This is a genomic window from Lysobacter sp. SCRH-1R (assembly GCF_057747855.1).
Map to the genome: position 1 here is coordinate 1,846,642 of NZ_CM173227.1, position 12,597 is coordinate 1,859,238.

11 protein-coding genes are annotated in these 12,597 nt (G+C 69.5%); 1 reads left to right on the plus strand and 10 read right to left on the minus strand.

From position 1 onward, the window contains the following. Window positions 1-161 precede the first annotated feature (161 nt). From AC3ANK_RS08345 to AC3ANK_RS08380, 8 genes are read right to left on the minus strand one after another with little or no spacing between them, the layout of a single operon-like run. Window positions 162-1,829 (minus strand): mechanosensitive ion channel family protein, encoded by a 1,668-nt coding sequence (locus AC3ANK_RS08345; protein ID WP_484172703.1) that lies wholly within the window; start codon window positions 1,827-1,829, stop codon window positions 162-164. Between the two features lie 16 nt (window positions 1,830-1,845). Further along, window positions 1,846-2,676, minus strand: coding sequence for a hypothetical protein (locus AC3ANK_RS08350; RefSeq protein ID WP_484172704.1), 831 nt, complete (start codon window positions 2,674-2,676; stop codon window positions 1,846-1,848). Window positions 2,677-2,702: 26 nt separating this feature from the next. Then, complete coding sequence (locus tag AC3ANK_RS08355; RefSeq protein ID WP_206858506.1) at window positions 2,703-3,380, minus strand: potassium channel family protein; 678 nt, start codon at window positions 3,378-3,380, stop codon at window positions 2,703-2,705. Then, window positions 3,377-4,444 carry a calcium/proton exchanger gene (cax, locus tag AC3ANK_RS08360; RefSeq protein WP_484172705.1) on the minus strand — a complete coding sequence of 356 codons (1,068 nt, stop codon included), beginning with the start codon at window positions 4,442-4,444 and terminating at the stop codon, window positions 3,377-3,379. Before cax ends, AC3ANK_RS08355 begins: the two co-directional genes overlap by 4 nt. Before the next feature lie 10 nt (window positions 4,445-4,454). Next, window positions 4,455-5,897: an efflux transporter outer membrane subunit gene (locus AC3ANK_RS08365; RefSeq protein WP_484172706.1), complete on the minus strand. Its 1,443-nt coding sequence runs from the start codon at window positions 5,895-5,897 to the stop codon at window positions 4,455-4,457. Window positions 5,898-5,904: 7 nt separating this feature from the next. Continuing rightward, a complete protein-coding gene (locus AC3ANK_RS08370) occupies window positions 5,905-7,086 on the minus strand; it encodes an HlyD family secretion protein (RefSeq protein WP_206858493.1) in 1,182 nt (393 codons plus the stop codon). A gap of 3 nt (window positions 7,087-7,089) precedes the next feature. After that, window positions 7,090-7,668, minus strand: coding sequence for a DUF3302 domain-containing protein (locus tag AC3ANK_RS08375; protein ID WP_484172707.1), 579 nt, complete (start codon window positions 7,666-7,668; stop codon window positions 7,090-7,092). 25 nt (window positions 7,669-7,693) lie between these two features. After that, window positions 7,694-8,080 (minus strand): response regulator transcription factor, encoded by a 387-nt coding sequence (locus AC3ANK_RS08380; RefSeq protein ID WP_206858488.1) that lies wholly within the window; start codon window positions 8,078-8,080, stop codon window positions 7,694-7,696. Window positions 8,081-8,287: 207 nt separating this feature from the next. Between AC3ANK_RS08380 and AC3ANK_RS08385 the strand changes: the two genes are divergently transcribed. Further along, window positions 8,288-8,902 carry a response regulator transcription factor gene (locus AC3ANK_RS08385; protein WP_484172708.1) on the plus strand — a complete coding sequence of 205 codons (615 nt, stop codon included), beginning with the start codon at window positions 8,288-8,290 and terminating at the stop codon, window positions 8,900-8,902. A gap of 92 nt (window positions 8,903-8,994) precedes the next feature. Here AC3ANK_RS08385 and AC3ANK_RS08390 read toward each other — a convergent pair whose 3' ends face one another. Then, the gene (locus AC3ANK_RS08390; protein ID WP_484172709.1) at window positions 8,995-11,214 is read right to left on the minus strand and encodes a sensor histidine kinase; all 2,220 of its coding nucleotides are present in this window, start codon (window positions 11,212-11,214) and stop codon (window positions 8,995-8,997) included. 150 nt (window positions 11,215-11,364) lie between these two features. After that, window positions 11,365-12,570 carry a hypothetical protein gene (locus AC3ANK_RS08395; protein WP_484172710.1) on the minus strand — a complete coding sequence of 402 codons (1,206 nt, stop codon included), beginning with the start codon at window positions 12,568-12,570 and terminating at the stop codon, window positions 11,365-11,367. Between the last annotated feature and the right edge of the window lie 27 nt (window positions 12,571-12,597).

Genomic DNA, 12,597 nt, shown 5'->3' on the forward strand with positions numbered 1-12,597 from the left:
ACACCTCGGGGGACGGTTCTGGAATGGACGTCGCGCGCACGCGCGGCCAGGACGGCGGCAAGCCGTACGCTAGGACCGCGGGGTGCCGCGCGGAATTGGCCCTTGGGCCTAATTCGTTCGCGCCGCGACGCGTTTCCGGCACGGTCCTTGCCGCGCGTGCTTCATTCCGTCGGTTCGGTGGACGGACGGCCTTCCCATTGCGCGCGTGGCACGATTTTTGGCGCTTCCGGGTCGGCCTCGTAGTTGGGCGACATGATCTGCACGCCGGCTTCGTTGAAGGTGTCCTGGATGTTCGCGTGAAGCGCGCTGCGGAACGCGAGCCGCTGCTGCACGTCGGCGATGCGCGCGCGCAGCACGTACTCGACGTAGAAGTCCGACAGCGCGGCCTGCGCGACGAACGGCGCCGGCGTCGTCTGCACGCCGGGCGTGCGATGCGCGGCGTCGAGCAGCAAGCGGTGCACCTGCCGCCACGGCGCGTCGTAGCCGATGGTCACCGCGGCCTCGATCCACATGCCCGGGCCGTCGGGATTGCGCGAGAAGTTCTGCAGTTTCCCGCCCAGCACGACGTTGTTCGGATAGCTCACCTCCACGCCGAGCGGCGTGCGCAGGCGCGTGGTGAACAGGCCGATCTGCTGCACGGTGCCTTCGGTGTCGTCGATGCGCACCACGTCGCCCGGCGCCATCGTGCGCGAGTACAGCAGCGTGAATCCGCCCGCCGCCTGGCCGACGATGCTCGACGCGCCCAGCGACACCATCAAGCCGACGAATACGCTCAGGCCCTTGAACGCTTCGGTTTCCGCGCCCGGAAGGTACGGATACGCCATCGCCAGCGCGAACAGCCAGATCAGCACCGTGATGATCTTGCGCGTGGGTTCGGCCAGCTGGTGGTCGACGCCGAGGAACTGGAAGCGTCCGGTTTCCACGCCGTGGAAAGTGACGCGTATCGCCTGCGTCACCAGCCGCGCGAGCAGGAAGATGAGGAACGCGCTGAACAGGCCGGGCAGGGCGGAGACGACGGCGTGGCCGAATCCGGCGGTGCGCGCGGCGACCCATTGCGTCATCGCCGCCGCCCACGGCTGTGTGTACGGGAAGCGGCCAAGCGCGAAGCGCAGCCATTCCTCGAAGGTGAGCAGCACGATCACCCACATCGCCAGCCGCGCCAGTCCGCGTGCGCTGGCGATCAGGCCCGACAGCATCTGCCGCGCCGACTCGCTGCGCAGCTGCGCGAGCCGGTGCGCGACCCACGCATCGACCCGATGCCGCACGCGGCGCACCAGCCATCGCAACAGCCACAGCACGCCGACCGCCACGACCGTGCCGGCCAGCACCCACGCCAGCCCTTCGAGGATGCGCTGCGGACGGCGTGCCTGTTCGGCGGCGGCCACCGCAACCGACAGCCGCGAGACGGTCTGCGCGCGCAGCTGGTCGAGCGTCTGGCCGCGCAGCGCGTCGCGATCGCCGGGCACCAGCACGGTGACCAGCTGTCCGGACATCAGGATCGCCACGCCCTGCGGCACGTTCTCGTATTCGACGTCCGCTTCGCCGACCTCGTCGACGATGCGCGCGATGTTCGCCTCGGCCACGCGCGCGCGGCGTTCGGGCGAATTGCCGAAGAACGGCACGCGCATCACCACGATGTCGCGGTTGAAGTAGCGCAGCGTCGCGTGCGCGTGCACCGGCGCGGCGGCCGGAGGCGGCGTCGCCGGGGCCGGCTGCGCGCTGGCGTTCGTCGCCGCCAGCAGGGCGGCGATCGACACGAACCCGCACAGGATCAGCGCCGCGAACGTGCGCCGTGCGATGTGCGATGACGTGGTCCCGGTGGCGATCATCGCGCGCGCCCTTGCGTCAGAACCGGTAGGTCAGGCCCAGCCGCAGGCCGCTGTCGATGAATTCGAGGTTGCCGGCGAAGTCCGAACCGTCCGCGTCCGCCTCGATCCTGCGACGCGTGTAGTCCAGCGAGATGCCGGCGCGCTCCCATGGGAACCATTCCACGCCGATGCGGCCGAAGGTGATGTCGGCGTCCACGTCGTCCACGTTCGCCGAGAAGTAGCCGACGTCGGCCGAGAACCGCCACTGCTCGGCGGGCGCCCAGCGCCAGCTGCCGCCGATGCTCGGTGCGGGCAGGTCGGCGTCGACGGTTTCGCTGATCGCGCCGTCGATGGTGTTGCCCTGCGAATCGAGCTCCATCGACAACCCCAGCCGCATGCGGTACCACACCAGGCCGAAGCGCGGGCCGAGCGCCCAGCGTTCGTTGTTCGCCGCCCACCAGACGTAGTAGAGGTCGTACGCATCCAGGTCCACGGAGGCGCGCACGGTGCTGTCGGCCTCGTAGGTGGTGCCGTCGAACTCGATGGTGCGGGTGATGCGGCGCGTGGCGTCGGCATCGTCCTGGTAGTACGAGAGGCCGAACTCGTGGTTGTCGAACGGACGCCATGTCACGCCGAGGAAGGCGACGGTGTTGCGCTCGTCCAGGCCCAGGTCGCGCTGCAGGTCGACGTTCGTGCCGCCGCGCGTCTCGCCGTCGGCCCGCACCTGCGTGTCGAAGTCGGTGACGTAGCCGCCGATGCGGGCGCTGAAGGTGTCCAGCGGCTCGATCGCGCGGCACTCCACGGGCGCCAGCGCGGCGATCAGCCCGGCGAGCGACGCGGTCAGGGGCAATGCGGTGCGGGTGTTCATGGAGCCTCTCCTTGGGATGGCAGCGTTCATCGTGAATGCGCGGCGGTCTGCAGCCCGACCAGTCGCGCCACCAGCAGCGCCAGGTAGAGCTGGCCGATCACCGCTTCGAAGACCGCCAGCCCGCGCATCGCGGGCGTGGCCGGCGTGAGGTCGCCGTAGCCCAGCGTCGCGAGGGTGACGAAACTGAAATAGATGGCATCGCCCATGCCGATGCCGGTCGGCGGAACCGCGCCGGCGTACAGCAGCGATCCGGGCGACACGCGCGCGACGGCGGCGTAGACCACCCCCCAGCACACGCCGATCAGCAGATAGGCGCTGAGCGCGGCGTACACGCGTTCGGCGTCGATGCGCACGCTCGACAGCGAATGGCGCACCGCGCGGTACGCGGCGACCAGCGCGATCGTGCCCCACGCCAGCGCCGCGAGGATCGACATCGCCGGCGCCTGCGCGCCACGCGGCGCGATCCAGCGCAACAGCACGGCCAGTGCGATCAGCGCGTACAGGGTGCGGCGTTCGGCCTTCGCGACGATGGGGAAAACCGCCGCGAGCAGGTTGATGGCGAGGAACGCCTCCATCGCCGTGCGGCCGAAATTCACCGCTTCCAGCAGCGGCCCCACCGCGACGGTGAGCAGCAGCGAGAAGAACAGCACCGCGTACCGGTGCCGGTCGAGCAATGTGCGCGGCGCGGGCGCGGCGTCGTTCATCGCGCCCCCGAAACGTCCGGCACGTAGAAGAACACCGCGGCGAGGATCAGGTACACCGCGAGCAGCTGCACGCCGCGCAGCCAGTCGGTGCGGCCGTCGCTGGCGATCTGCCCGGTGATCACCACCGAGAACAGGATCGTCAGCACCAGCCCCGGCCCGAACACCAGCCCCATCGGATGCGGACCGATGACGTAGCTCAGCAGCACGAGCAGCGGCGCGACCAGCAGCGCGATGGACATCGACAGGTCCATGCGGTTCTGCCGCGCGGCGACTATCGCGGTCGCCTGTTCGGCGGCGCCGCCGATCACCGCGAGCACGAACACGCCGGTGAAGGCGTCGGACAAACCAAGTTCCTCGCTCGCCGGTTCGACCGCGCCGACGAGGATCTCGCTGAGCCAGATGATGCCCAGGCTCACCGCGGCGAGCACGATCACCGCCTTCTTCGGGCTCCATTCCGGCGCGTGGTGCGCGTCGTGCACGGCGACCGCGGCTTCGTCGACCTGCGCGGGCCTGCGCGCCCGCGCCGCGCGGCTGGCCATGAGCGTGTAGGCGACGTTCGCGACGTAGACCAGCAGCAGGGCGATGGCGATCCACGCGCTGATCGGGTCCAGCTGTTCCTGCGTGTCGGGCACGATCGCGCCGTACGCGGCCGGCATGATCAGCGCGATCACCGCGAGCGTCAGCATCGTCGCCTGCGTGCGCGCGGCGCGTCCGTCGTAGCGCTGTTCGCCGTGGCGCGCGCCGCCGAGCACCATCGCCACGCCGAGCACCAGCAGGATGTTGCCGATGATGGTGCCGGCGATGGAGGCCTTCACCATGCCGTGCAGGCCTTCGCGCAATGCAGCCAGCGCGATGATCAGTTCGGCGGCGTTGCCGAAGGTCGCGTTCAGCAGGCCGCCGATGCCGGGCCCGAGCCGCACCGCGAGCGAGCCGGTCGCCTGCGCCATCAGCGAGGCGAGGGGAACGATGCCCAGGCCCGCGACGAGGAAGATCAGCAGCGCACGCTGCGGCGCGAAGTGCTCCAGTGCGATCGCCAGCGGCATGAGCACGAGCAGCCATGTCATCGGCACGGCCTCATTGGGTGGCGGGTGCGGCGCCGGCGTCGGGCGGCTGAGGCGCGCCGAAATCGCCACCGAGCGCGAGGTGCAGGTCGACGCGGCGGCTCAGGCGTTCGCGTTGCACGCTGAGCAGCGCGATCTCCGCCGCCCACGTCGCGAGCTGGCGCTGGCTCACCGCGCGCAGGTCGGAGCGGCCGATGCGGTAGCTGGATTCCTCCATGCGCACGATGTCGCGGTTCGCGCGCGCCGCGTCGCCGAGGATGCGTTCGCGTTCGGCCAGCACGCGTTCGGCGGTGAGCGCGTCCTCGACTTCGTCCAGCGCGTTGAGCGCGCGGCGCGCGTAATCGGCGACGGCTTCCTTCTGCTCGGCGGTGCGCAGCCGCACCTGGCCGGTGAGCGCGCCGCCGCTGTAGATCGGCACCACGGCGGTGGCGGCGACGGTGGAGGTGGTCTGTTCCAGGTCGTCGCGGATTTCCAGCGCCTCGTTGCTGATGCGCCCGTAGCCGGCGGACAGCGACAGCGTCGGCAGCATCGCGGCCCTGGCTTCGCCGACCAGGTCGAATGCGGCGGCCACGCGGCGCTGCGCGGCGATCAGGTCGGGTCGGCGATCGAGCACGTCGGCGGGAATTCCCGCCGGCACCGGCGCGGGGAACGGCGTGAGCGTGCCGGCGATTTCGAGCGTCGCGCCCGGATAACGTCCGAGCAGCAGCTCCAGCGCCCGCAGCGCCTGCCGGTGCGCGAGTTCGATCTGCTGCTGCGCGTCCTGGTAGGTCGCAAGGTTGGTCCGCGCGATCATCACGTCGGTCTGCGTGCCGGCGCCCACGCGCAGGCGCTGGTCGGACAGCTCGACCAGCCGCGTGCCGGCATCGCTCATCTCGGCGGCGAGCTGCATCTGCATGCGCGTTTCGTTGGCGACGAACCACGCGCGCGCCACGCTCGCCGCGAGCGACTGCTGCGCGTAGCGGTAGTCGGCGCTGCTCGCGTCGCGCGCCGCGCGCGCGGCGTTGCGCGCGTAGCGCATGCGGCCCCACAGGTCGATTTCCCAGCTCAGGCGCAGCATCACGCCGCTGAGCAGCGGGACCAGGTCGGCGATGGGTTTGGAACCGGCGCGGCCGAGCAATCCGAGCGCGGGCTTGAGCCTGGCTTCGGCCAGGTCGACCTGCGCGTTGGCCTGTTCGACGCGCGCGGCGGCCATCAGCAGGTCGGGGTTGTGCGCGAGCGCTTCGTGCACCATCCGCGTGAGCGCGGGATCGTTGAAGCTCGCCAGCCAGCCTTCGTCCACCCGTGCGGCGCTGGCCTGCGCGGACCAGTTGGGCGGGATCGTGGTATAGCCCAGCGCATGTTGCTGGACCTCGTCGGCGGTGGGTTCGGGCAACACGGCGCAGCCGGTCGCGACGACGAGCAGGCATGCGCCCAGCGCCGTTTTCGTCGCCAACCTGCGGGCCGCGCGGTCGCTCATCGGTGCCTCAGTGCAGTTTGAGCACGAGCCAGTCGAGCTTGCTGCTCACCCGCAGGATGACCTTGCGGATGATGTGCAGCAGCTTGCCGTGCTCGGTGTAGATCGCGCCCTGGCCCTGTGCGCCCATGGCGATGAAGACGTCGGCGTCGCGGCCGGTCGGGCGCAGGCGCACGGCGATGCGGCCCAGCGGCGGCGGCTGCGTGCCACTGGGCGGCACCATGCCGCTGATCGGCATCTGCCCGGTGCCCGAGGCCCACACCACCGAGTCCACCGCGCACTTGATGATGCGGTTCGGATAGGTTTTCAGGGCGATTTCCGCCTCGTTCCCCGAGGCGACGTTGGCGAGTTCGTTCTGCGCGAACATCGCGATCACCCACTGTTCCTTCTCGACGAAGCTCATCACCGGCGTGAGCGGAAGGCTCGCGGCGTAGGAGCCCTCGCGCAGCTGCAGGTTGATCACGCTGCCGTCGGCCGGCGCGTATACGGTGGTCTGCTCCAGCTGCCAGCGTGCCTGCACGATCTGCGCCTTGAGCTGTTCCACCGCCGCGTGCGCCTGGGCGATCTCCGACAGCTGGCCCTCGCGCGTCTGCGCCGACAACTTCTGCTGCACCTGCGCCATCTGCGCGGTGGTGGAGGCCAGTTCCGAGCGCAGGCTGGCCGCTTCGGTCTGCGCCTGTTCCTGGTCGAATTTCGAACCCGCGCCAGTCTGCGCCAGTTCGGCGGTCTGCTGCTGGCGCTTGTTCGCCAGCGCCAGGCGCGAGGACAGCGCATCGCGCGTGGAGCGTGCGGACTTGAGCTGCTCGTTCAACTCACGCTGGTAGGCCTGCGCGCTGTCGAGCTTGGCCATCATCTCCGGCAGCTTCGCTTCCAGCGCGGAGAGTTCCTGCTGGTACGGCACCGGATCGATGCGGAACAGCACGTCGCCCTTCTTCACCGGGCGATTGGGCTCGACCGGCACCTCGATCACGCGGCCGGTCACGCGTGGCACCACCTGCACGACGTAGTTCATCACGCGCACGTCCGAGGACGAGGGCGCCACCACGTTGAGGATCAGGATCATCGCCGTCAGCGCGAAGATCGGCAGCGACACCACGATGATCTGCGAGACGAAGTTCCACGGCAGCCATTTGAACTTGAAGAAGATCAGCCAGACGAAGAACGAGTAGATCAGCAGCAGGATGATTTCCATGGGCTACTCCTCGTCGCCCCCGGGCGTGGTGCGCACGGCCGGCCGTTCGCCCATGGCCAGCGCCATCTCCAGCGAGCGGATGCGGCGACGCAGTTCGTCGACTTCGTCCTGCGATTCGGCGGCGCGTGTCGCCGGTTCGGCGACGGGTTCCGGTTCCGGCGCGGCTTCGGCGTCGTGCAGCGGCGTGAGCGCGTCGCCGCCGTGGCCGTGGTGGTCGGCGACGTCGGTGCCGTAGGCCATCTTGTGCAGCACCGGCTTGGTGTACGCCCACAGCCACGCGAGCGGCCAGAGCAGGCCGCCGAAGACGAGCGAGAGCAGGCACAGCGTCTTGATCGCATCCAGCTGCGGATGGCGGCGTTTCTCCGCGATGCGCTCGGGCAGGATGTGCACGATCCAGAACACCGCCAGCAGCACCACCGGCACGATGATGATCGCCAGCCACGCCACGACATTCGCGGCGGTGTCGAGCGCTTCGCCGCTCAGCAGCGAGGCGCGTGCGAGGCAGGGCTGCAGCAGTGCCAGACCGAGGCCGAAGCGCCGCGCCGCGTGTGTTTTCCACGAGGGAGTGAGGGTTGGACTCATGATCGTGCGCCTTCTGTCTGCTCGCTCATGCGCCGGGCCCCGGCGAAGCCACCGCGGCCAGGATCGCCCCGATTAGCGCCTCGTCGTCCACCGGCTTGCTCAGGAACGCCCTCGCGCCGTTGTCGAGCGCGCGCTTGCGGCCTTCGGCCGTGTCGTTGCCGGTGAGCACCACCACCGGCAGCGGCAACGCCCATTCGTGCAGCTGGTTCTGCACGTCGAAGCCGTTCAGCCCGCCCATGTGCAGGTCGAGCACCACGCAGTTCGGGGCGCTTTCGCGGGCGTGGCGCAGGAATTCCGAGCCCGTGGCGTACACGAGCACTTCGAAACCCGCGGAACGGAGGAGGCGGTGCAGCGCGTGGCGCACATCCTCTTCGTCGTCCACGACGGCGATGGTGAGCGGGCGATGGGCCATGCGGCCACTAGAGGCCAAGGCGCATGCCCGTTCAATTGGCCCTTGGCCCATGCTCGGGCAGGTAGGGGAACCGGTGCGACGGCACGTTTCTTGCCAGGCACGCGCGCGTTCGCGGGGCCGATGGCACTGGACGCACGCGTGCGGATCGCCGAATAATCCGGCCCGTAATGCGTCTGCTACCGGTTGCACTCAGAGGGAGTGTCCGCCATGTCCGCAGTCGTACACATCATCGACGACGATACCGAGGTGCTTGCGGCCCTGGGTCGCATCCTGCGCATCGAGGGGCTGGAGGTGGTCGCCAGCCGCTGCACGCGCGAATTCCTCGAACGCTACGATCCGGACGTCCCCGGCTGCATCCTGCTGGACCTGTCGATGCCGGAAATGGACGGCCTGCAGACGCAGGCGTTGCTGGAAAGCCGCGGCATCGCCAGTCCCGTGATCTTCCTGACCGGCTTCGGGGACGTGCACAGTTCGGTGCGCGCGATGAAGGGCGGGGCGATCGATTTCCTCACCAAACCGGTGGAAGCCGACGAACTGATCGACGCCGTCGGTCGCGGCATCGAGCGCGACCGCCTGCTGCGCGAGCGTTCCGAGGAGCAATGCCGCAACGCCATGCGTTTCGCCGCGCTCACCCCGCGCGAGCGCGAAGTGCTGCGGCACGTGCTCGCCGGGCGGCTCAACAAGCAGATCGCGGCGGACCTGGGCATCGTCGAGAAGACGATCAAGGTCCATCGCTCGCACGTGATGCACAAGCTGGGCGTGCGGTCGGTGGTGGAGCTGGTGCAGCTGGCGGAACGCTCGAGTACGGCGAGGAACGAGTAGGCAGGAACGAGCAGGCAGGAACAAGCAGACAGGAACGGGAAACGAGTCGTGGCGGCCCGGAGCATCCACTCGTTTCCCGCTCCTCGCTTCTTCTAGTTCCTGTTGCGAAGCACGTCCGCGGTCGGCAACTCCACATGAAAGGCCGCCCCACGCCTGCCGACGCCGTTCTCCGCCCACAACCGGCCATGATGCGATTCGACGATCGTGCGGCAGATCGCGAGCCCCAGGCCCAGTCCGTTCGGCTTGCTGGTCTGGAACGGTTCGAAGATGCGGTCGAGCATGCCGACGGGAATCCCCGGGCCGTCGTCGGACACGGTGATGCGCACGCTGTCGCGGCGTCCCCGCGAGTGCACGGTGATATGCCGGCCTTCCGTCGAGGCCATCGCGTCGCAGGCGTTGAAGATCAGGTTGAGCAGCACCTGCTGCAGCTGCACCTGGTCGCCTTCCACGCTCGGCAGGCCCGGCGCGAGGTCCAGCACCACCACCACGTCGCGATTGCGCAGGTCGCTGCGCAGCAGGCGCAGGCATTCGCGCACGGTCTCGTTGACGTCGAGCCGCGACAGGTCGTGCGGCCCCTTGCGCAGCAGCGTGCGAAGCCGGCGGATGACGTCGCCCGCGCGGCGGTCGTTGTCGACGATGTCCGACAGGATCTCGCCGATCTCCGACAGGTCCTCCGGATTGCGCAGCAGCATGCGCTGCGCCGCCTGCGCGTTGCTCAGGATCGCCGCTAGCGGCTGGTTGAGTTCGTGCGCGAGCGATCCGGACAGCTCGCCCAGCATCGTCACGCGCGAGAGGTGCGCGACCTCGTCGCGACGCTGCGAGAGCTCGGCTTCGCGGCGCTGGCGTTCGGAGGTGTCGGTGACGGCGGCGAGGGTGAGGGTCTGGTCGCCGAAGCGGATCGGGTTCAGGCCGACTTCGATCGGGAATTCGGTGCCATCCTGGCGCAGGCCGTGCAGTTCCAGGCCGTCGCCCATCACGCGCTTGGTCGGACCGAGGCTGTAGCGCTGGCGATGGCGCACGTGGTCGGCGCGCATCGAGACGGGCAACAGGCGTTCGATGTCGCGGCCGAGCAGTTCGCCGCGCGCGTAGCCGAACATGCGTTCGACCTCGGCGTTGAGCAGGCGGATGTGGCCGGCTTCGTCGATCAGCAGGATCGCGCTGGGCGCGGCTTCCAGCAGGGCGCGGAAGCGTTCGCTGGACAGCCGGCTGTCGGTTTCGTCGCGCGCGATGCCGCGCATCGCCAGGCCGCGACCTTCGGCGTCGAATTCCATTTCGCCCTTCACCGACAGCCAGTGCTCCGGTCCTTCGTTCACCAGGCGGAAGCTGGTGGTGAACGCGCCGGACTGGTAGGCCTCCTCGATCGCCTTGCGCAGCTGAGGGCGATCGCCGGGATGCACGCGGCGCATCACGCTCGCCAGCTCGCATTCGCCGTCGTGTTCCTTCCCGCCGAACCATTCGCGCGCGCGCGGCGAGCCGACGAAGCGGTCGTCGGGGATGTTCCAGGACCACAATCCCAGGCCCGCCGTGTCCGCCGCGCTTTCCAGGTCGCGCTGGCCCTGCAGCCGCGCCAGCTCGCTTTCGCGCAGGCGCGCGGCGAGGCGGTTGGATTCGAACAGGTTGGTGCCGAGCTGGTAGCTCATCGCCGCGATCACGATGACGAAGCTCGGCGTACCGATGAACGGGGTCCGGCCGACGTTGAGCGTCATCACCACCGCGGCGGTGACCATCAGGCCGACGAACAGCAGCCAGCCGCCGCAGATGATCACCGCGTGGCGCCGCAGTTGCGGATCCGGCGAGCGCAGCGTGTGCGCGAGGACCATCACCATGTAGGCGGCGATCACCAGGTTGCTCAGCTGGGCCAGGATCACCCATGGATTCGGCTCGCCGATCGGGTAGGCGATGACCATGCCGCCCGGCCAGCGCACGTGGCCGACCTCGTGGATCGCCGCGAAGTTGAGGTTCGCGCCCGTGGTGAAGTTGGCGAACAGCGCGACCAGCCGCAGCGCGACCGCGCAGACGCCCAGCGCGAAGTATTTCGCGCCGAAGGACAGGCGGACGAAGGCGACCAGCGACAGCACCAGCACCATCAGCGGCAGGTGCATCCAGCGGATCAGCGTGCCCAGTTGCGCGGGCGTGCGCGCGTGCAGCGCGAGCATTTCCAGCACGGTGAGCACCGCCAGCGCCGCCGCGGCGCAGGCGAACGCCAGGTGCTGCGGCATGTCGCGCTGGCGGACCCAGATCAACGCATGGATCAGCCCGAGCGTCAGGCTGGCGGCAGCAAGCATCGGCCACGCGATCTGCACCCACGACATGCCGGCCCACCCCTCGTCCCCAGGGTACGTGCCGAGGATAAACGGGTTCGCGTGATGGCGCAGGTCACCCCCCGGGCTTTTGTAGCCCGGGTAAGCGAAGCGCACCCGGGGAGGCGCCCGCGATCCCGGGTGCGCTTCGCTTACCCGGGCTTACAAGGGCGCATCGCCTTGCCGGCACTCGCGCAGCCGGTATTCCACATACCGCCCGAACAACGTCGTATGCACGTTGTGCAGCGCCAGTTCGATACGGAACGGCGTGCGCGGATTGCGGTCGAGCAGGCGCGCGATGTGGAAGCCCACCGGCTTCACGCCCTGGCGGTGCACGTAGACCTGGAAGCCGCGATAGAACGGATCGGCAAGTTCCGCGTCGAGCCGCGCCAGCGTTTCGCGCGCCCGCGCCGGCAGGGAGGCGCGCAGGTCGGCGTCGCGCTCATGCAGCAGGCGCTGGAAATAGCGCTTCGGCCGATACGCCGGCATCGATCTGGCCAGCGTCCAGATAACCCGGTTGCGTTCGTTGTAGTGCTCGAAACCGCCGTGTTCGCGCAACGCGGCGGCGGCCGGCGCGCTCACGTCGTAGACGACGAAGTTCTCGGCCTGGTTGTTGAGGTCGTCGAGTTTGCTGCGATCGAACACATGGAAGACGAAGCCCGGCAGCCCCATGAAGGCCTGGCGCCCGGCGCGGGACGCGGCGATGGCGCGGCCGTCGCGGGTGAACTCGCCGGCCGAGGCGCCGAGCAGGAGGCTGCGCGTGTCGTGCAGCCGGGTGAAGGTGCCGATCACGATCTCGTCCGCGTCGAACGCGGCATCGAAGCCCGCCGGCCCATAGAGTTCCGCCTGCGCGGCGTACTGCGCGATCTGCCGTCCGAGGCCGCATTCGCCGCGCACATGGCCGGTGTAGAAGCCTTCGATCGCGCGCCAGTTCGAATCGCGCGGCCGGTAGCCCCGACCGAACGAGGCGATGGGCTCCCAGCCGTCGCGCGCGGCGCCGGTCGGACCGAAGCCGATCCAGCCGGTCTGCAGGCCGGAAAAACGGAATCCCGGATTGCCCGCCAGCCGGTCGACCGCGCGGCGTGTCGCGGCGCCGAGCAGGAAGCCGTAAGCGCAATGCGTCGCCGGGTGCCCGAGCAGCGTGTCGTGCAACCGCGCGCGTGCCGCCGCATCGAGGGCGCGCGGCACGCGCACGACCAGATCGCCCGCAGCCCGCGCCTGCGCCAGGTCCGCGCGATCGCAGGGCGATCCGGGCTCGATCGAAACCTCCGCTGCGTCCGTTGGAACGAACCGCCATCCCAGCGATTCGAGCACACGCATCGTGCAGTCCGGTGCATCGGCGGACGCAGCGACGCTGGCGAACAGCATCGCGCATGCGACCACGAAACCCCGTGT